The organism is Ruegeria sp. CF4, assembly GCF_056537345.1.
Genome location: NZ_JBQFRJ010000003.1, coordinates 252,758 through 273,041, shown reverse-complemented (window position 1 = coordinate 273,041; position 20,284 = coordinate 252,758). Strand labels below are relative to the sequence as shown.

The window sequence follows — 20,284 nt, the reverse complement described above, 5'->3', positions numbered from 1 at the left end:
GGATGAGCCCACGGCGGTAGAAGGTGGGGCCATCAGCCCCACCCGTTTTCTTACGCCCCGATGATGTTGTGGCCGGGACCATAGGGGAAGCCGGTGATGTTCTCGGCCCCGTCTTCGCCCACCACGAGGATATCGTGCTCGCGATAGCCGCCCGCGCCGGGCTGGCCTTCGGGGATCCACAGCATCGGCTCGATCGAGACGACCATGCCGGGTTCCAGCACCGTGTCGATATCTTCGCGCAGTTCCAGACCGGCCTCGCGCCCGTAGTAGTGGCTGAGGATGCCGAAGGAATGGCCGTATCCGAACGAGCGGTATTGAAGCAGGCCCTCATCCGCGAAGAAGCGGTTGATCTCAGCCGTGATGCCGGAACAGGTCGCGCCGGGTTTGATCAGGCTCAGGCCCAGCTCATGCGCGGCAACGTTGGCCTTCCACAGGCGCAGGCTGTCTGCGTCGGGCTCGCCCAGGAACAGGGTGCGTTCCAGCGCGGTGTAATAGCCCGAGATCATCGGGAAGGTGTTCAGCGACAGGATATCGCCCTTTTGCAGCGCGCGTTTGGTGACAGGGTTATGGGCGCCATCGGTGTTAAGCGCCGACTGGAACCAGACCCATGTGTCGCGGTATTCGGCATCCGGGTAGGCGCGGGCGATTTCCTCTTCCATCGCATCGCGCCCGGCCATGGCGATCTCGATCTCGGTGGCGCCTTCACGGATCGCTGCGTGAATGGCGGCCCCACCCACGTCAGCGGTGCGCGCGCCGCCTTTGATCAGCTCGATCTCTTCTGCGGATTTCACCATGCGAGCGAACATCGTGTCCGGTGCGATATCGATCAGCTCCGGTCCGCCCAGCATGTCCAGCGCCGTGTTACGCGCCGCCAGTGTCATGTGGTCGCCTTCGATCCCGATCCGCTTTGCCCCGCCGATCAGGCTGGCCACGGCGCGCCAGTAATTGTCGCGCTTCCAGTCGGTATAGATGACGTTATCCTCGACCGAGCGGCGCCAGGGCTGGCCTGCGTCGATATTGGCCGAGACGGTGGTGCAGGCGTCCTGCGTGACGACGCAGCCATAGGGCCGACCGAAAGAGCAGTACAGAAAGCCGGAATAATAGGCGATGTTCTGCATCGAGGTCAGCAGGACGGCGGGGATGTCATGCTTGGCCATGATAGCGCGCAGGGCGCCAAGGCGGCGGTCGTATTCACCCTTGCTGAACGGCAGGGGCGCTTTGTCGCCATTGTGGCAGGTGAAGAATTCTGGGCGTTTTGTTGTGTCTGTCATGACTAGGTCTCTCATCTTTGCCGGGCGGCAAACCCGGCCACTTGTCCCGGCGTTCAGGACAGGCGGTCTCGGGGTCCGAGAGCCGAACATCCCAGTGCGTCCGCGACGCCATCGCGGCTGGGATGAACGGATAGATCGTTAGATCAGACCTGCGCTTGCGTCAAGCGGGGGAGAGACCCCGCAGACGCTCGGACCGGCGGCGCAGCAGCTCGACCGTGGTCAGCAGCGCGATGGAGATCACCACGAGGATCGTGGCCACCGCCAGAATGGTCGGGCTGATCTGTTCGCGCAGGCCGGTGAACATCTGCCATGGCAGGGTCTTCTGGCTGGCCGAGCCGACGAACAGCACCACAACCACCTCGTCAAACGAGGTGATGAAGGCAAACAGGCCACCCGAGATCACGCCCGGCAGGATCAGAGGCATCTGGATCTTGAAGAACGTCCGCACCGGACCCGCGCCCATATTCGCCGCCGCCCGCGTCAGCGAGCGGTCAAAGCCCACCAGCGTCGCGGTCACGGTGATGATGACGAAGGGAATGCCCAGAACCGCGTGCGCCAGGATGACTTTCACATAGCCCACGAAATTCTTGTTCATGCCCAGCGTGCCTTCCATGAAGCGACCAATGTCGCTGTAGAAGAAGAACATGCCGGTGGCCGAGATGATCAGCGGCACGATCATGGGCGAGATCAGGATGCCCATGATGGCGCGGCGGCCGGGAACGTGACTCTGGCTGAGGCCGATGGCCGCCAGCGTGCCCAGCGAGACCGAGATGATCGTCGCAATCGGCGCGATGATCAGCGAGTTCTTGAAGCTGCGCTGCCATTCATTGTTGGTGAAGAAGTCGCGGTAGTGCTTCAGCGAGTACCCTTCCGGATCGAGCCGCAGCATTTCCGGCGTGAAGGTAAAGAAGTCCTGCGCGTTGAACGAGAGCGGCAGAACCACGAGGATCGGGGTGATCAGGAACACGAAGATCGCGCCGCAGATCACCCGGAACAGGTAGTGATAAAACACCTGCTTTGCGGTCAGATAGGGCAGCAGTTTCCGGCGATAGCGGCCTTCATAAAGCCAGTAGATGAACCAGACAAAGAACCACCCGCCCAGCAGGCCCAGCACGCCGCCCATCGGGCCGGCGACCAGAAAGCCCACGACGCCGAAGCCTGCGATGTTGATCCAGCGGGCCAGTTTCTCGTTCTTGACGACCGTGATGTAGACCCAGGCCAGAGCGGCGATCAGGGCAGCCCCGGCAATGATGCCAAGAAAGACCGAGCCGTTGCCCGCGCCGACAAAGATACCGGCGAAGGCACCTGCCAGCGCGACGCTTGGCAGGACCATGGACAGGGGTTTGCGGGATATCGGAGTAAGTGCGGCCATGTCGATTATCCCAGCTTCACGTTATCAATGCCCACGATCTTGTCGTAGACCCAGTAGAGCAACAGAACGACGCCCAGCAGGATCGTCCCCAGTGCCGCGGCCAGTCCCCAGTTCAGCGAGGACGAGATGTGATAGGCGATCCGGTTCGAGATGAAGACACCCTTGGTGCCGCCGACGATCTCGGGCGTGATGTAATAGCCGATCGCCAGAATGAACACGAGGATCGAGCCCGCGCCGATGCCCGGAATGGATTGCGGGAAATAGATGCGCCAGAAGGTCGTCCAGTTGGTCGCGCCCATGGATTTCGCGGCACGGGTGTAGGACGGCGGGATGGTCTGCATCACCGAATACATCGGCAGGATCATGAACGGCAGCAGGATATGCGTCATCGCAACGATGGTACCGATCTGGTTGTTGATGATCACCAGTCGGGCGTCATCGGCCACCAGCCCCAGCCAGACCAGCGTTTCGTTGATCACCCCCTGTTGCTGCAGCATCACCTTCCACGCGGAGGTGCGCACCAGCAGCGATGTCCAGAAGGGCAGGAGAACCAATATCATCAGCAGGTTCGACACCCGCATCGGCAGTGTCGCCAGCAGATAGCTGATCGGATAGGCCAGCAAGATACAGGCCCCGGTGATGACCAGCGACATGAACAGGGTGCGCCCGAACAGCTTGATCAGGATTTGCTTGTCTTCGGGTTGAGACTGCGCCCCTTCGGGCGTGCGGCGCATGTCGATCGCGTTCAGGAAGTAACCGTTGGTGACGGCGGGCGCGTGGGTTTTGATGACCGCCCATGTCTTGGGGTCGCCCCAGCCATCGTGAATCTCGATGACCTGATCCTTGAACGGACCGTCTGTTTCGGGATCCAGCTTTTTGATCTGACGGCCGGACCGGCGGAACATCGAAGACATACCGGTTTCTTCGTAGTTCAAACGCGAGCCCAGACGGGTATGGGTCTTGTTGTCGATGGCGACAATCATGTCGCGGACAAAGGCGTCATAGACGGCCTCATCCGGCAATTCACCGCTCGCCTCGTCCCAGCTTTGCAGGGCTTGCACCGTCTGAGGCAGCGTGTCTTGCACGATGCTATTTTCCACCGACCGGAACAGCATCGCGGCAATGGGCACGATGAAAGAGAACATCACGAACAGCAGCAACGGGGCCACCAGCATCAGCGCCCGCAGCTTTTGCCGTCGCAGTGACCGCGCCAGTGATTGCTTGAGCGGCGTTCCGTCAGCGGCCAGCATCGGGCCGGAATTTTGTTGGGTGGCGTCAGTCATCGGTGCCCCTTGGGTACTTTTGGGGCCGGGGGCGAGTGGCCGCCCCCGACGATCTCAGGAAATCAGACGCTTATTGCGCCAGCCACGCCTGGAATTTGGCGTCGATGTCGTCGCGGTAGTCCGCCCAGAACTCGTAGTTATACAGGAACGTGTTCTTGGCGTTTTCCGGATCGGTCGGCATGTGCGGTGCCATGTCGATGCCCAGATCGGCGTGCTGACCCACCAGCGGAGCCGACGAGGCACGGGCCGGACCGTAGGAGATGTACTTGGCCTGATCCGCCAGACGCTGCGTGTCGGTTGCGAACATGATGTAGTCCAGCGCGCGCTGCTTACGCTCTTCGCTCAGACCGGCGGGAATGATCCAACCGTCCAGGTCGAACACCTGCGCGTCCCACAGCATGCCAACGGGCTGGTTCTGCTCTTCGATCAGGCTGAACAGTCGACCGTTATAGGTCGAACCCATTACAACTTCGCCATCAGCCAGTAGCTGCGGCGTGTCGGCACCTGCGGACCACCAGACAACGCTGTCCTTGATGGTGCCCAGCTTGGCCAACGCCTGATCCTGACCTTCTGCGGTGGCCAGAACGTCATAGACGTCATCCTTGGCAACGCCGTCACAGATCAGCGCCCATTCCATGTTGTTGATCGGGCGTTTTTCCAGCGAACGCTTGCCAGGATAGGCTTCCAGATCGAACACGGCGCAGACATCGCTGGGCGGTGTGTCACCGACCAGATCAGTGCGATAGCCAAAGGTGGTCGAATACACGATCTGCGGGATGAAGCAATCGCTGACCAGCAGATCGCCGAAGTCATCCGCTGCCGATGTGCCATCCGGCGCCGGAGCCAGCATGGTGTCAGGGTCGATTTCCATCGCCAGACCTTCGTCGCACAGACGAATCGCGTCCGAGGCAACAACGTCGACCACATCCCATGTGATGTTGCCCGCTTCGTTCATCGCGCGCAGCTTTGCAACCGCTTCGGCCGAGCTGTCGTCGTTCAGGATGGTGATGCCGGTCTTCTCCGAATAGGGCTCGTGATACGCTTTCAATTGCGATTTGGAATAGGCGCCGCCCCACGAGACGATGGTCATCTCTTGCGCGGACACGCCACCAGCCGCGGTCGCCAGAGCAGCAGCGGTCAGTAGTGTTTTGGTTGGTTTCATGTGTTACTCCCAGTACTTCCCGTTTGTTGTATGGTCAGCTGGCGCACGGGTTTTCACCAGCCGGTCCCTCAATAAAGCCGCACTTGTACCGCGCAGCTTGGTCTATGCGTCGAGCGCACGACAATCTTTTGCCAGCCAGCCAATATCGATCTCTTGGCCGGGTTGCAGACGGATGGCATCGGGGGCGTTACGTGTCTTGACGATGAATTCGTCATTGCCCGCGACCGACATGCGGAAGCGGAACACATCGCCCATATAGATGAACTCCTTGACCGTGGCCTTCAGCGTATGCGCATCGGCATGCAGGCGGTCCTTGTTGAACTCGACCCGCTCGGGCCGGATCGAAACCTTGGTGCGTTCGCCCGGATTGTGCACGTTGATCGGCACCGCGTCGATTTCCGAACCATCATCCAGCTGCACCAGACAGGTATCCCCGTCGATGGATTTCACGACACCTTCCAGCGTGTTGTTCTCGCCGATGAATTGCGCAACGAAGCTGTTCTCGGGCTCTTCATACAGCTGATCCGGCGGCGCCAGCTGCTGGATGCGGCCATCGTCGAACACCGCAACACGGTCGGACATGGTCAATGCCTCGGTTTGGTCGTGGGTCACGTAGACAGTGGTAATGCCCAGCTCATGCGCCAGTCGGGTGATTTCGAACTGCATGTGTTCGCGCAGCTGCTTGTCGAGCGCGCCCAGCGGTTCGTCCATCAACACCAGCTCGGGCTCGAACACCAGCGCGCGGGCCAGCGCGATCCGCTGCTGCTGACCGCCCGAAAGCTGCGCCGGGCGGCGATTGCCGAAGGCGCCCATCTGAACCATGTCCAGCGCGCGTTTGACTTTCTCCTCGCGCTCTGACTTGCCCAGCTTGCGGACTTCCAGCGGGAACGACAGGTTCTCGGCCACAGTCATATGCGGGAAAAGGGCGTAGTTCTGGAACACCATCCCGATGCCACGTTTATGCGGAGGGATGTTGTTGATGGGTTTCCCATCCAACAAAATTTCACCGTGAGTGGCTGTTTCGAATCCGGCGAGCATCATCAGACAGGTTGTCTTGCCTGATCCGGACGGTCCGAGCATGGTCAGGAATTCGCCCTTTGGCATCGCCAAGTTGAGATCTTTGACAACGAGATTCTCGCCATCATAAGATTTTTGAACGCGTTCAAATTCGACAAACGCGGCGTCAGTATTTGTGTCGGTCACAAGACCCCCTGTTGCGTCAAATGATTACCCGGTTGGTCCGGATTTCATTGATCTTCTCGTGCAATGAAGCCGAGGCTAACAAATGGTCGCAAGCCCGTAAAGCAAATGAACCCGCTATTACGTCACTTTTGCCTAAATTTGCGACACATTCAGGTGATTCATGTGCCAAGCCAGGCTTTGATTGCTTGACAGAACCGGCTTTCCGATCTGCGCCTCGATCCGGGGGATGGCGGCCAGTGTGCGCAGGTTCGTACAGCTGAGAAACACCGCTTCAACAGCCCTGTCAGCGCCCAGACGTATGGCCGCATTAACCACGGAATCGGCCGAAATACGTACAACCTTGGCCTCTTCCGCCTCGCCAAAGGTGCCGAACACATCCATCGAAATACCTTGTTCCGCAAAGGCCCTTCGCAGCGGTGTGTTCACCTCTTCGATATAGGGCGAAAGCAGCGCGAATTTCGACACGCCCCGATCTGCGGCGCAGGCTGCGGCGGCGCGCAACGGGTTGGTCACGGTCTGAACATCGCAGGTCCGTTTCACCATCTGTTCAACCCGATCCGAACCGATCACCGAGCTGGCCGAGGTGCAGCCATAGCCCACCACCTTATAGGGCCGCGCTTTGGGCAGCAGGTCGGCGGCGGCGGGCAGATCGGTTTCCATCTGCGCCAGCGTATCAGTGTTGACTTCGGCCCCGCTGGGGATGCGGCTGATATAGAGAGGGCTGGGATCATCGGCGAAAAGGCGACGGAACTCGGGCTCGATGGTCTCATCAGTTTGCAGAACGATCAGACCCATCGGCGCGGCGGCGGGATCGTCGGGGTCGAGCGAATAGGGCAGTGTCGTCATAGCGTCGGTATCTCCGGTCCGATACGCGGGCTCAGGAATTCGGGCGCGCCCTCGGTGATCAGGATGTTTTCCTCATGTACAAGGATCTTGCCATCGACGGCGATACCCGGTTCCAGCGTCAGCACCATGCCGGGCTGCAGCTCGGTGTGATCACCGGGGATGAGCGAGGGCCATTCGGTCAGCGACATCCCCAGCCCGTGGCCCAGCCGCCCGGCATCCGTGCCTTCGCCACCATCCGTCAGCACCGCGCTCATGGTGTGAAACAGCTGCGCTGCGGTGGTGCCGGGCCGGGCCTGCTCAAAGGCGGCATCCGAGGCCTCGATCAGCCGCGCATGGGCGGCGCGGACCGGGGTGCTGGCGGGCCCGACCGACCAGTTGCGGTCATAGTCGCAGAAATACCCGTCGCGAACGAGGCCGGTATCCAGCATCAGAACATCGCCCTGCGCAAGAGGGGTCTGCGTTGCCGGTGAGATCACATCCGTGTACCCGCCCTGCTCGGCCGCTCCGGCCAGATAGGGCACCCAATCGGCCCCTTCCTCAAGGCAGAGCATCTGGAACCGTCGGAAGACCTGATCGAGCGGCGTTCCGGCTGCGGCGATTTCCGGCACACGCGCAAAGGCGCGGGCACCGATCTGACAGGCGGTGCGAATCTTGGCGACCTCGGCCTCGGACTTCACCATGCGCAGGGCGCGCAGGATGCCGTGATCACCGGTCAGTCGACGAGCGCCGAGCCCGTCCTGAAGGCGTCTGAAATCGGCCAGAGGCATCCTGATATGTGTCTCATGCCCATCCGGACAACCGATCGCGGACCCGTCCGACGTCAGCTCGGTCAACGTATCGGCCAACAGCGAAACGCCGTCATCTTCCAGATCCGGTGCGCTCCAAGTGCGAATGTCGTCGATCCATGTCTGCGCCATCAGGGCCGCCCCGATCGAGGGGATCACGGCCACCGGCTTGCCCGAGGCGGGCACGATCAGGAACCAGGGGCGCGTCGGGCTTTCCCAGAACCGGGTCAGATAGCCGGTGAAATAACGCAGCTCAGGTTCGGTGGTCAGCAGCAGGGCTGAAAGACCTGTTTCGGCCATTCGCGCTTGTGCGCGGGAAACCCGTGCCTCGAATTCCTGTGGCGCAAAGCCGGTCATGCGGGCTGCTCGCTCAACATGCAGAGGACACGGGATTGCGGCCCGATTCCCATGGCCTGACGTGCCGCCTCATTCATCACCGCCGCAATGCCTGCCCCGCCCGAAGCGCTGGTCTCTAACCCGGCTTCGGCCATCGCGGGCAATTGCGCGGCAACCTCATCATCGCTGATCGTCAGAAACAGATCCGCATCCCGCGCCAATCCATTCAGGGCGATCAGTGAAGGCTCCTTACAATCGAGCCGCCCCATGATGCTGTCCGGGCCATCTGCGAAAACGCAGTGGCCAGCCTCGATACTTGCTTGCAAGGCCGGGGCCGCGTCAGGCTCGACCACGACGATCTGCGGCGCGTCCCCCCAGACCTCGCGCGCATAGGCAGCCACCGCTCCCGCCATACCGCCAACACCAGCCTGCAGCAGGATGTGTGTCGGCGTTTCGGGGCATTGCTCCGCCGCCTCCAACGCCATTTGCAGGTAGCCTTCCATCAGCAAATGGGGCAGGTCGGTATACCCGTCCCACGAACTGTCTGACAGCAAGGTCCAGCCATTTTGCTGCGCCGCCTGCGCGGCGGCCTCCATGCTGGCAGCATAGTCGACCCCTTCTCGCACCACTCGCGCATCTTGCGCCCGCAGACGGTCGGCAAAGCTTTCAGGCACAGTCTCGGCGATATAGACAACCGCATCGGCCCCGAAGACGCGCGCGCCTGCAGCCATGCTCATCCCGTGATTGCCCGCACTGGCGGTGACAAATGTACGTCCCTTGAGGTTCGCATCGGGCGCTTCATCGGCCTGACAGGCAATGACATAGGCCGCGCCCAGCGCCTTGAAGGACCCAAGCCCCATCCGGGGCCGTTCATCCTTGATCCAGAGCTTTGCAACCGGCGCCAGAGTCGTTGCATCCACCAGCGGAGTTTCCTTGAAATCGGGGCAAAACAGACGATGTCGCCCAAGGCCAGATATGTCGACCGACGGATATGGCGCCTGATCCGCGAGCTTTGCCCCATTCCGATACGGGTTTTTGACCGTCTTCATCGCACGCTCCCTTTCTTGATGCGCCGACGTGACCGAAACCGGAAAGCACTGTCAAGCGTGTCCTGCTTTCCCTTTCGCTGCAGCTCATCTGAATGAGCGTCTTTTCAATCCAAATGGTTGGCTGTAAGTGTGTGGCGATCCTGTTGGTTTCGGCCTTACCTGCCGCGCAAACAGGTCTGCGGGCGTGATGGAATGGTAGACATATCGGACTTAAAATCCGAAGGCCTTAGTGCCGTGTGGGTTCGAGTCCCACCGCCCGTACCATTTCCTGACAGTTACAATAGAATACCGGGCATCTGTACCCGACGAATCCGGCGATACTTGGTTGGATTGAGAAGAGTGGTGCCTCAAGAGGGACTCGAACCCCCGACCTTGTCCTTACGAAGGACCTGCTCTACCAGCTGAGCTATTGAGGCATGCGACAGATCGTTTAGCCGCAGGTCGCGACCCTTGCAAGAGGCAGTTCACACACCCCTGCGGTTGACCGGTTCGCATTCCTCGCCCATCCTGCGCGCGGGCGGACCGGAGCCTGCGGGTTCGGGTGGATTATCAGATATTTGGCAAGGTCATTTGAATGTCCGGGATTTCACAGAAGACTTATGTGCTGGACACGCATCGCCTGCGGGACCCTGAGCAGACACTTGCCATCGTCAAACCGTTCCTCAAACAGATGGGGATCACGCGCATTGCCAATCTGACCGGGCTCGACCGGGTCGGGCTGCCGACGGTGATGGTGACGCGACCCAATTCGCGTTCGGTCGCGGTGTCACTGGGCAAGGGATTGTCGCTGAGCGCGGCGCAGGCCTCGGGCGTGATGGAAGCGATCGAGTCGTGGCATGCGGAACGGATCGAATTGCCGCTGCGGCTGTGCAGCCATGCCGATCTGGCACAGGATCACGTGGTGGATGTCTATCGTCTGCCGCGCGTGACCGGCGGGCAGTTTGACCCGCATGGCGCGATGCTGTGGGTGCAGGGGCGTAATCTGAACGCCGATGCCGCCTGTTGGGTGCCCTATGAGATGGTGGATACGGATTACACGACCTCTCCGGTCGCCGGGCAAAGGGCGTTTCCGCGCACAACGAATGGTCTGGCATCGGGCAACGACGTGACTGAGGCCAGTTGCCACGCGATTTGCGAGTTGATCGAACGGGACGCCACGACGTTGTGGCATCACCGGGGTGCGACGCCGCGCGTTGATCCGGACACGGTGGACGATCCGCGTTGCCGTCAAGCGATGGACCAGATTGCAGCGGCGGGGCTGGATCTGGGGATTTGGGACACCACTTCGGATATCGGCATTGCCAGCTTTCGCTGTGTGATCTGCGAGGCCGGAGAGGCCACGGGCCATATCGGCATCGGCGATGGCTGTCACCCCGACCGCGCCATTGCGCTGCTGCGGGCGCTGACCGAGGCGGCGCAGACGCGGCTGACCTATATCTCGGGCGCGCGCGATGATCTGGACCCCGAAGAGTTCTCGGACGAGGCCCGCACGTGGCGCAGCCGATATATCCGTGAGTTGATTGATGGCGCAGCGGCGACCGGGCGTTTCACCGATTGCCCGTCGCATGTCACGGGGTCGTTTACGGAAGACCTTGAGCTGCTGCTGAGTTGTCTGTCGGTGGTCGGTATGGGTCAGGTGGTGACGGTCGATCTGTCCCGGCCTGAATTCGATATCGCTGTGGTCCGCGCGGTTATTCCGGGGCTGGAAGCGCCGCATGACGATCCCGATTACATTACAGGTCCACGTGCACGGGCGGTGACGGCATGAGCGTGGTGGTGTTCGTCGGCCCCACCCTGCGGTCCGAGGCGGTGCAGGAGCATCTGGACGCGACCATTCTGCCCCCGGTCCGGCAGGGGGATGTGTATCGCGTTGCGCGGGACGGGCCGCGCGCCATTGGCATCATCGATGGGTATTTCGATGGCGTGCCCTCGGTCTGGCACAAGGAAATCCTGTGGGCGCTGGAACAAGGCATCCCGGTTTTCGGCAGCGCCAGCATGGGCGCGTTGCGGGCAGCGGAACTTTCCGATTTCGGGATGATCGGCGTCGGACGGGTGTTCGAGGATTACCTCAGCGGCGCGATCATGGATGACGACGAGGTGGCGGTGCTGCATGGCCCTGCCGAGCTTGGGTTTCCCGCATTGAGCGAGCCGATGGTGTCGATCCGCGCCACGCTGGACATGGCGCAGACGGCCGGGGTGCTGTCGCCACAGGATGCCCGGACCTTGTTGGACGCTGCCAAGGCTCTGCACTATCGCGACCGGGTTTGGTACAAGGTGATTGCAGCGGCGGGCACAACCTCCGGTCTGGAAAGCTTTCAGAACTGGCTGCCCGAGGGGCAGGTCGATGCCAAGGGCGAAGATGCCCGTGAGATGCTGGAGCATATGGCACGGTATCTGGAGGCGGACACCGACACCCCCGCCGCGCCGCGCGTCGAACGTACCCTGGCCTGGCGCGAGTTGCGGGCGCGGGTCGATGCCGAGACCGCCTCGCAAGACACCGATGCGCGGGCATTGGTGGATGAGCTACGGCTGGACCCTGCCCTCTATGCCGAGCTGCGTGATCGCGCCGCGCTGAACCTGCTGGCGCGGGACGAGGCGCATCGGGTCGATCACCAGCCGGACCGTGAGATATTACGAAAGCACATGACCGCGCACAGGCGCGCGGCGCGCCTGCCCCGTCAGGCCGATCTGATGGAATGGCTGCAGGACAATGACCTGACCCCCGCGCAATACGAGGCGATGCTGGCTGACCGCGCCCGCAAGGATGCGGCCATCGCAGCGCGGGCGGATGATCTGGATGCCGCCGTGCTGGCCGAGCTGCGCCACGATGGCCATTATGCAGCGTTGCGTGACCGGGCGCGGCGCAAGGCTGACCGTATCGAGGCGCTGGATCGGGTGAATGGCCGCACGAACCGAACGCAGTCGCTGATCTGGTATTTTGAAACACGTCTTGACCAAGCGGTACCGGATGATCTTGAATCCTATGCAATCGCGCTGGGCCTTGAAGGGCGCGAGGCGTTTCTTGATCTGATTGAAGCCGAATTCATCTTTTGCCACGCCGGTGGCGACCCCGAGGATCAGCAGCCCGATACGCGGGCCTAAGGTTAGCCGGGACGATAACGGGAGGGGACATTGACGATCTGGCCCGATTACTCGGAAAACGAAACTCCGGGCACGCGGTTCCTGTTGTATCCGCAATCGCCCTATTTAGAGCCGAATTCGAAACCTGAACTGGTCGAGATCTCGGCCCCGCAGGGCTCGATCGGGCCCGGCCCTTCTGGGCCGCGCATGTATGCGATGTACCCGGTCGACAAGACGACCCCTTATGGTGCGATGATTGAAGGCGAGGACGGCCCCGAGATGTATCTGCCCGCCTGGGACGGCTATATCCTGCCACCGCCTGAACCCGATGAGTTCGGCAATTTCATCCATATCGATCCCGACGATCCGGCCTTTGAAGCCGCCCACCTGTTTGGCGCAGCCCATTTCACCATGGATGTCTGGGAGGGTTATTTCGGCCGCCCGATCCCCTGGCATTTCGAGCGTGATTTCGAGCGGCTGGAACTGTCGCTGCTGCCCAGCCTTGATAACGCGCATATCGGTTGGGGGTTTCTGGAGACCGGCGGCACCCGCGAACATGGGGACGAATACCGCCCCTACAGCCTGAACTTCGACGTGGTGGCGCATGAAATCGGCCATGCCATCATCTACAGCGTCATCGGTCTGCCCTCGGAAGACGACGCAACGGGCGAGTATTACGGGTTCCACGAATCGGCGGCGGATATGGTGGCGCTGCTGGCGTCTCTGCATTTCGGCTCGGTCGTGGATGAGGTGCTGAAGAACACGCGCGGTAATCTCTATACCTATAACCGGCTCAGCCGCTTTGCCGAGCTGTCGCAGAACGCGCAGATCCGCATTGCGGCCAATGACCGGACGCTGTCCGAGTTCTCGCATGGCTGGTCCAGTGAACACGCGCTGTCGGAGCCGCTGACCGGTGCGATGTTCGATATTCTGGTCGATATCTATCACGAACGGCTGGTCGCCCATGACGTGATCGATCCGGAAATGGAGGAGCTTTCGGACGAGCTGGAGGGCACCGATGAATACAACGCGATCATGCAGGACCTGTTCGACGAACATTACGCTGCCGATCCCGAAGGCTTCCGCGTCGCGCTAATCGAGGCGCGGGATTTGCTGGGGTCCTACCTTGCCGACGCCTGGGAAATGCTGGATGCCGATATGCTGAGCTATTTCGGGGTCGAGCGCGCGCTGGTCGTTGTCGATCAGGAGATTACCGGCGGCGCTTTCCGCCAAATTATCGAGGGCAATTTCCGCATGCGTGACATCGGGCTGACACGGCCCGGCCCACGTCTGACCAAGCCGGATGGGTCCAGCCACGCCGCGTCCGTTCGCACGTTGTCACCCGAGATTAAAGAACCTTAAAGTCTTTGTTTTTGCCCCGGTTTTATGGCAGGTTGTGCGCACGGGGTGATAATTTGACAATCGACGTGCAGTGAAATGCGCAAACTGGGACAGGCGCGGCCCGAGGCCCCGTCGACCCCCGATAGGGAGAAAGTGATATGTCTGAGTCGTTACTCAGTTTTTCCGAGGTATTACTGTTCGGACGAGAATTAAGTGATCTTAAACTGAGACAGAAGTCAGTCCGGCTCGCAATTGAGGTGGCGACGGGTTATGATTTTACGCAGGAGATCACCAAAATTGATGGTGTGGCTGTGCGGGAAGATGACCGGATCCTTGTGCAGGCTGGAGACAGTGCAAACGACGAGTCAGGGATCTACAAGATCTACAAGGACAAGAACGACGGGAACAAACTGAAGCTGGGTAAGCGCAAGAAAGTCCCGTTTGAATCATTTGTCTACATTCGCCGGGGTCGCGTTTTCAAACACACGTTCTGGCAGCAGACGGCTGACAGGCATAGCGAGCAGCTATTCATCGAACAAGATGATCGCAGAAGGGGTCGTGGCGTCAACAACTTCATCGGGGACCAGTTCGGAGGCGATGCCCGGCTGGCCCGGATCTATGGCTTCGCATATGATGGCACCTACTACGAGATGCCCGAACCGACGATCTTCCTGGTCCATGGCGAAGGCGACAGCGCCACCGGCGGCAACTTGCCTTACGGCTTCAAGCTTGAAGACCCCGGGAAAGACACGACGCGGCAGGCCGCACGTGCGCCGCTTGATCCATCCAAATCCGGCGTTGCAGCGGCGGATTACCAGATGGCGAATGATATCCGCGTCTGGAACTATGATCAGGCCGATTACACCATCCGTATGGATATCGCAGCCGGTCAGATCGAAGAGGTCCTGCTGGACGTCTATTTCGAATACGACGCCCCGATGATGGCCGGAGCCAAGGTGAGTGGCGCGAAGGTCAGCGGTGCCAAGGTCTCTGGCGCCAAAGTCAGTGGCGCCAAGGTGAGCGGTGCCAAAGTCAGCGGTGCCAAGGTCAGCGGCGCGAAGGCACGCGGCGAATAACAGCTGATATATCCGAGAATGGGGCGCGTCGATCACGCGCCCTTTTTCTTGCTCAGAACCCGGCCTTCTTGAGGCCTTCGAGGAAGTGCTGCGTGTCATCTTCCAACAGATCCGGCTGAACCTTGGCCCAGCGCGCCAGGGAAAAGTTGGGATGCGCCGCCCGGTGCTTGTCAGCAATCTGGCGCGCCATATCCATATCGCCCTTATGCGCATAACTCGCGGCCAGAACCCGTTGCCCTTCGGTCGGGTTGTTCATCTTGTTGACCGCAGAAATCACATCGTCATAGCGTTTGAGATTGTAATACGCGCCGCCCAGATGCCAGAGATACTGATCCGGGAAATAGGGGTTCAGGCGCATCGCTTGCTGAAGGTGTTCGATCGCTGTCTCGTTATCCCCTGAATGTGCCAACGCATCGGCATAATCCGAATGCATGTCGGCATCATTGGGGTTCAGCGACAGCGCGCGTTTGTAGGATTCAAGCGCGGTCGCATGTTCCTTGCGATAAAGCTGCACATAGCCCAGTTCGCCAAAGCCTCGCGCATCGGTCGGGTCCAGTTCGACCGCACGCAAAGCCAGAGACAGGGCTTTGTCGAGCGCGCCGCCTGGATCTTCGGTCCAGGAATAGCGCCAGTCGATATTGAGCGTCCGCGACAGGGCGGCTGCCGCGCGGGCATATCCTCCGTCCCGTTCGAGCGCCGATTCATAACAATGCTGCGCCTTCCGGTTGTCGTTGCGCGTATATTTGAAGATGTGATGCTGGCCCTGCAGAACCGAGCCATAGGCGCGAAGGTCTGACGGAATGGCCTGCACCATCCGCTGCTTTTCATGCGATTCAATCATCACCGCCATGGCCGCGACGATGCATTCCGTGACGTCGTCCAGAATGTCGAAAATATCGTCGAGCTTGCGGTCGAACCGCTCGCCCCAGATGGTCCGTTCGGTATTGGCGTCCAGCAACTCGGCAGTGACGCGGATGCGGCTGGAGGAACGGCGGACGCTGCCGCGTGCCACATAGCGCACGTTCAACCGGCGCGCGGCCTCGTGCGGGGACATCGACTGCGTCTTGAAGAAAAAGGACGAGTTGCGGGCAATGACAAAAAGGTTTCTGAACTTCGACAGGTTCATGATGATGTCATCGGTCAGCCCTTCGGCGACCCAGCTGTCATCCTCATCCCCACCCTGGCTGGCAAAGGGCAGTACAGCAACCGAAGGGATATCGGGCCGCTCCAGCACTTCAAGATGCATATCGGGCCGCAGGGTCGCGGCCATGGTCGCGCCCTCAACCTCGCTGCGGACGCAATAGGTTGCCACCGGCGACATGATGTTCTTGAGCTGCTTGGGTCCAAGAAATTCATAGCCATAGCGCAGGCGATTGCGGATCTGCTCATAGACCGCGGCGCTGACATAGACCCGCTCCGGTTCCGCAATTTCCTGCAGGCGGGCGGCGATGTTGACGTTATCGCCATGGATGCCGCGATCATCCTGCAGCACCTCGCCCATATGGACACCGGCGCGGAACTTGATCTGTTCATGTGCCATCCGCGCCTGATTGTGCTGCGCAGCAATCCGATGCAGTTCGATGCTGAACTCAACCGCGCTGGTGGCGGTTTCAAACAACGCCAGAATGCCATCGCCGCGTACTTCGATCACCCGGCCCTGATACTGCTGGCAAATCGTCTCAAGCTGAGACAGCAAAGATTTCAACGCGTTATACGTATCCATCTCGTTCTCGCTCATCAGACGGGAATAGCCCACAACGTCGGCAAAAAGCACCGCGCCGAGCTTCTGTCTGAGTGAGGGGTCTGAACCGGTTGTATTCACTGGCAATACTCGAATGTCGTGTCGCGTCGAATCCGACGAGTGTACTCTAGCAAAATCTGCCTCGATACAGGCGTTATTTCAGTCATCGCAATCCGCCCGAGGCGGCCAGCTCCAATCGGCCGAACCGAAACTGACCACAGTATCGGAATGCAATTCCTGCGCCAGAACCTGTCGCCGTGTGGTCCAGTCCTGCTGCAACATACCAACAACCACCATGTCGTGGAACTGTCCGTCTGCGAACCACGCCTGTCGCATTGTGCCCTCGATCTGGCAGCCCACCTGACTGATCAGATCGCGGCTGCTGTGATTATCGGCCCGGTAATACGACGTGATCCGGTTGAGCCCCAACTGCCGGAACGCAAAATCCAGCAGCAGCGCAATCGCCCGGACAGCGACGCCATGGCGGCGCACGGATTTGTCGATGAAGATCGGGATCACGGCGTCGCGGTTGACCTGTGAAATCGCTTCGAGCCCGATCATACCCACCGCGTCACCGCCTTCGGATTCGATGATGAACCAGCACTTCCTGCAATCGGGCGCGGAGCTGAGCGCCTCTTCCCACATCTGTTCAGTTTGCATCAGATTCAGCGGAACGCGTGACGTCCGGTCAAACAGTGCAAGGTCATGCACATCCTGAAACCAGCGCGCAGCCGTTTCCATGTCCGACTTCTCGAGCGGACGCAGCCGGAACAACCGGGGTGTAGCATTGGGCAAAGGCAAAGCCTCCGAATACAAATACAAAAATCTATCCGCGCGATACTAGCACAGATGATTCAAAAACGAGAAATAACTTGTTCACACAAGGATTCAGATAAGCCGAGACCCGCTGAGTGGGCCGGTTTCTCAACAACGTGCGCGAGGTCCTAGCGGTTTTCAGCCCGGATCAGGAAAATGTTGCGCAGATAGATCGACAGGCCCATCGACTGACCGAGAATGAAGACGGGATCACGGCGATAGATCGCATAGCTGAGCAGGATCAGCCCGCCGCCGATGGACAGATACCAGAAGGCCATCGGAATGACCGACTTCTTGGCCCGTTCCGAAGTGATCCACTGAACGATGAACCGGGCGCTGAACATCAGCTGACCCGCAAGGCCGATGAAAACCCACAACGCTTCGGTCGGGCTGTCGACATGCAGGATTTCGAGGATGGTTTCAATCACGAGCGACCCGCCTCTTTTGCCGAGACCGATTTGGCGCGGCGCATCAGCCAGACGACGCCGAACAGATCCCAGATGCCGACCATCGCACGGCCGAAATTGGTATATTTAGATTGCCCCGACAGACGCTGCTGATGTGCGACATCGACCAGCGCGACCTGCCAGCCGTAGGCTTTGAAAAGCGCGGGCAGATAGCGGTGCATGTGATCGAAATAGGGCAGGTTCAGAAACGCCTGCCTGCGGAAGGCCTTGAACCCGCATCCGGTATCGCGGGTGCCGTCCTTCAGCATCCATCCCCGCAGCGCATTCGCCGCGCGCGAGGCCAGTTTTTTCGAAACGGTGTCCTTCCGCCCCAGCCGCTGCCCGGCCACAAGACCGATCTGCCCGCTGTCATCCGCCAACAGCGGAGACCAGATCTTTGGCAGCTCCTCGGGCGGGTTCTGGCCGTCACCGTCAAGCGTACAGCAAATCTCGGCCCGCGCGGCCTGGACGCCCGAATGAACAGCGGCGCTTTGCCCTCCGGCAGGTTTGTGCTGCAGGATACGCAGTTGCGGGCAGGATTGTTGGAACGTCTTCAGCGCCTCATAGGTGCCGTCTGTCGAGCCGTCATCGACAGCGATGATCTCGAACGCCGGCAAATCCGCAGCGGCAGCACAGATGCCTTGCAGCAGATCAGCCGCGGCGCCTTGCTCATTATGCATGGGGATGACAACAGACACGGTGGGTCGGCTATCGGACTGAGGCTGAGTATCGCTGGGCATGACGAATTTGTGTTCTTGATTCAGACACCATGGCTTGTGATTGATCAGGAGCGTAAATTCAAGTAGCCAGCCAGCCGAAAAGCGGGTTTCAGCACAACTGATCGAAAGGTGGGCGTGGTGAACGTCAAATCGACCGAACGCCTTCTGGCGCATGACTGGGCGCCTTACATCGTGACGGGCATCGTCATCGCGATTCTGTGGTGTTGGTACACGATCGGGCTGGGACAGGACGGGCTGTCGAAGATCGATGAGTTCTTCACCTATGACCGCAGCCTCGGCTTTGCCCGCAACGGCGATTGGTTCACGGTCTTTTCACAGAACGAACCCAGCCTGAAGAAACCTCCGCTGCAATACTGGATGACGGCGGCGATGATCGAGATGGGCCTGTCACATATGACAGCACTGCACCTGCCTTCGATGCTGTTTGCGCTGGGCACGTTGATCGCGACCGCTTGGCTCGCACGGGTCATGGTGCCGGATCATCCCTGGCTGATGCTGCCTGCGGTGCTGCTGGTCTCCAGCTCTCAGAATTTCTGGGGTCACGCCACTTCGGCCATGCTGGACAATGGCGCGATGTTCTTCTCGACCCTTGGCGTCGCCATCATGCTGGCCGCTTTTGAGCGTCCGCGCCTGTGGCCCTGGTTCGCCGTTACGGTGTTTCTGTCCGGGATGCAGAAAAGCCCGACACCGCTGGCCTTTCTGGCGATCGCTTTGCTGACCTTGATCCTGACGCAGCGTTGGCAGGACCGTCCCACAAGTGAGATCTGGAAAAACCGGACATTCCTGTGGAGCATGGCGGCCTGTCTGCTGCTAGCTTTCTTCTGGCCACTGTTTCAATATCTGCGCTTTGGCTTCGGGGCCGAGTTTCAGGGCAGTGTGCGTACCGAGATGCTGGACCGTTTTGCACCCAGCGTTTCCGACCGTAGCCTGAAGAAACTCTCGGAGATCATTCTGGGCAACGCGCCGGGATTGCGGCTGGTGGGATTGATCGGGCTGTTCTTCCTGCCCTTCAAATTTGGACGCCCCCGCCTGCTGGCCGCAACCGGGATTGCCGTGGTTTTCTTCCTGGGCATGTGGATGGCATCGGGGAAGGTCTATGACCGCTATACGCTGCTGATCTTGCCGATGCTGATGGTTGGTGCCGCGGGCGGTATCATGCTGATCTCGAAACGGCTTTGGGTGCGCGTGCTGCTCATCGCTGTGCTTTGTCTGTCCGAAAAAGGCCCACTGAAACGATCCGTCGACTATAGCCACCCCAACACGGCCGAACAGTTCGGCATTGACCTGCAGGACCTGCTTGAACCGCTGCAATCCATGGTTCAGCCCGGCGAAACACTGGTGGTATGCGGCTTTGACAACCGGCACCGTCTGCCGCTGGGGGCAGCCTCGGTCTACGCGTCACCCGATCAGCGTTTCGTTTATATCAGGCGCCCTGATCTGCGCGGTTATCTGGATCGGTTTGGCTATGTTTCCGGCCCGTTGCGCGGTGTTTGCCGCGCGAAAGAGCTTGATCAAATTGCCGATGACCTAGACGGTCTCGCCCGGCAGCCTGTTAACGGGACAAAATTTGTCTATTGGACAGCGGACAACTTGATCAACCAATAGGACCTTGACCGTAATGGCTGTATCGCCTCGGGGCTTTGCAACCCTAGACTGGGCCTTCGATTCTTCCAGGCATTCCTGAACATCGCCTCTGGCAGCGTTGGGTATATTTTATTTTTTCGTTGCCGAAACCG

General features: G+C 60.2%; 17 protein-coding genes and 2 tRNA genes. 6 read left to right on the top strand and 13 right to left on the bottom strand.

Annotation, left to right across the window (positions count from 1 at the left end; translation table 11 throughout):
• Window positions 1-50: 50 nt before the first annotated feature.
• From ACR0NF_RS10190 to ACR0NF_RS10155, 8 genes are all read right to left on the bottom strand, one after another.
• Complete coding sequence (locus ACR0NF_RS10190) at window positions 51-1,271, bottom strand: aminopeptidase P family protein (RefSeq protein ID WP_170692788.1); 1,221 nt, start codon at window positions 1,269-1,271, stop codon at window positions 51-53.
• Between the two features lie 160 nt (window positions 1,272-1,431).
• Entirely contained in the window at window positions 1,432-2,643 is a 1,212-nt protein-coding gene (locus tag ACR0NF_RS10185; RefSeq protein ID WP_480471432.1) for an ABC transporter permease, read from the bottom strand.
• Window positions 2,644-2,648: 5 nt separating this feature from the next.
• Window positions 2,649-3,926 carry an ABC transporter permease gene (locus ACR0NF_RS10180; RefSeq protein ID WP_480778186.1) on the bottom strand — a complete coding sequence of 426 codons (1,278 nt, stop codon included), beginning with the start codon at window positions 3,924-3,926 and terminating at the stop codon, window positions 2,649-2,651.
• A gap of 70 nt (window positions 3,927-3,996) precedes the next feature.
• Window positions 3,997-5,088, bottom strand: coding sequence for an extracellular solute-binding protein (locus ACR0NF_RS10175; protein WP_480471430.1), 1,092 nt, complete (start codon window positions 5,086-5,088; stop codon window positions 3,997-3,999).
• A 102-nt stretch (window positions 5,089-5,190) separates the two neighbouring features.
• Window positions 5,191-6,291 carry an ABC transporter ATP-binding protein gene (locus ACR0NF_RS10170; protein ID WP_480778185.1) on the bottom strand — a complete coding sequence of 367 codons (1,101 nt, stop codon included), beginning with the start codon at window positions 6,289-6,291 and terminating at the stop codon, window positions 5,191-5,193.
• A 132-nt stretch (window positions 6,292-6,423) separates the two neighbouring features.
• Window positions 6,424-7,137 (bottom strand): maleate cis-trans isomerase family protein, encoded by a 714-nt coding sequence (locus tag ACR0NF_RS10165; RefSeq protein WP_480471428.1) that lies wholly within the window; start codon window positions 7,135-7,137, stop codon window positions 6,424-6,426.
• A complete protein-coding gene (locus ACR0NF_RS10160; RefSeq protein ID WP_480471427.1) occupies window positions 7,134-8,279 on the bottom strand; it encodes a M24 family metallopeptidase in 1,146 nt (381 codons plus the stop codon). The genes ACR0NF_RS10165 and ACR0NF_RS10160 overlap by 4 nt, the downstream gene beginning before the upstream one ends.
• Complete coding sequence (locus ACR0NF_RS10155) at window positions 8,276-9,307, bottom strand: pyridoxal-phosphate dependent enzyme (RefSeq protein WP_480778184.1); 1,032 nt, start codon at window positions 9,305-9,307, stop codon at window positions 8,276-8,278. Before ACR0NF_RS10155 ends, ACR0NF_RS10160 begins: the two co-directional genes overlap by 4 nt.
• 178 nt (window positions 9,308-9,485) lie before the next feature.
• Here ACR0NF_RS10155 and ACR0NF_RS10150 point away from each other — a divergent pair.
• A tRNA-Leu gene (locus ACR0NF_RS10150) sits at window positions 9,486-9,571 on the top strand.
• 76 nt (window positions 9,572-9,647) lie between these two features.
• On the opposite strand, the gene ACR0NF_RS10145 is transcribed toward ACR0NF_RS10150, so the two are convergent.
• A tRNA-Thr gene (locus tag ACR0NF_RS10145) sits at window positions 9,648-9,723 on the bottom strand.
• Between the two features lie 158 nt (window positions 9,724-9,881).
• On the opposite strand from ACR0NF_RS10145, the gene ACR0NF_RS10140 reads away from it, so the two are divergent.
• The 4 genes from ACR0NF_RS10140 to ACR0NF_RS10125 all read left to right on the top strand — a co-directional run bounded on the left by ACR0NF_RS10140 (window position 9,882) and on the right by ACR0NF_RS10125 (window position 14,805).
• The gene (locus ACR0NF_RS10140) at window positions 9,882-11,075 is read left to right on the top strand and encodes a YcaO-like family protein (protein WP_480667764.1); all 1,194 of its coding nucleotides are present in this window, start codon (window positions 9,882-9,884) and stop codon (window positions 11,073-11,075) included.
• Window positions 11,072-12,409 carry a TfuA-like protein gene (locus ACR0NF_RS10135; RefSeq protein WP_480667763.1) on the top strand — a complete coding sequence of 446 codons (1,338 nt, stop codon included), beginning with the start codon at window positions 11,072-11,074 and terminating at the stop codon, window positions 12,407-12,409. The genes ACR0NF_RS10140 and ACR0NF_RS10135 overlap by 4 nt, the downstream gene beginning before the upstream one ends.
• A 30-nt stretch (window positions 12,410-12,439) precedes the next feature.
• Window positions 12,440-13,750, top strand: coding sequence for a gluzincin family metallopeptidase (locus ACR0NF_RS10130; protein WP_480471423.1), 1,311 nt, complete (start codon window positions 12,440-12,442; stop codon window positions 13,748-13,750).
• Between the two features lie 137 nt (window positions 13,751-13,887).
• Window positions 13,888-14,805: a pentapeptide repeat-containing protein gene (locus ACR0NF_RS10125; protein ID WP_480471422.1), complete on the top strand. Its 918-nt coding sequence runs from the start codon at window positions 13,888-13,890 to the stop codon at window positions 14,803-14,805.
• A gap of 52 nt (window positions 14,806-14,857) precedes the next feature.
• Here ACR0NF_RS10125 and ACR0NF_RS10120 read toward each other — a convergent pair whose 3' ends face one another.
• From ACR0NF_RS10120 to ACR0NF_RS10105, 4 genes are all read right to left on the bottom strand, one after another.
• Window positions 14,858-16,579, bottom strand: a complete 1,722-nt coding sequence (locus tag ACR0NF_RS10120; protein WP_480667762.1) for an adenylate/guanylate cyclase domain-containing protein — start codon at window positions 16,577-16,579, stop codon at window positions 14,858-14,860.
• A gap of 126 nt (window positions 16,580-16,705) precedes the next feature.
• Window positions 16,706-17,341: a GNAT family N-acetyltransferase gene (locus ACR0NF_RS10115; RefSeq protein WP_480778183.1), complete on the bottom strand. Its 636-nt coding sequence runs from the start codon at window positions 17,339-17,341 to the stop codon at window positions 16,706-16,708.
• A gap of 149 nt (window positions 17,342-17,490) precedes the next feature.
• A complete protein-coding gene (locus ACR0NF_RS10110; protein ID WP_480660193.1) occupies window positions 17,491-17,790 on the bottom strand; it encodes a lipid-A-disaccharide synthase N-terminal domain-containing protein in 300 nt (99 codons plus the stop codon).
• On the bottom strand, window positions 17,787-18,548 hold the full coding sequence (locus ACR0NF_RS10105) for a glycosyltransferase family 2 protein (protein WP_480471418.1): 762 nt from the start codon (window positions 18,546-18,548) through the stop codon (window positions 17,787-17,789). Before ACR0NF_RS10105 ends, ACR0NF_RS10110 begins: the two co-directional genes overlap by 4 nt.
• Before the next feature lie 117 nt (window positions 18,549-18,665).
• Between ACR0NF_RS10105 and ACR0NF_RS10100 the strand changes: the two genes are divergently transcribed.
• On the top strand, window positions 18,666-20,153 hold the full coding sequence (locus tag ACR0NF_RS10100) for an ArnT family glycosyltransferase (RefSeq protein WP_480778182.1): 1,488 nt from the start codon (window positions 18,666-18,668) through the stop codon (window positions 20,151-20,153).
• Window positions 20,154-20,284 lie beyond the last annotated feature (131 nt).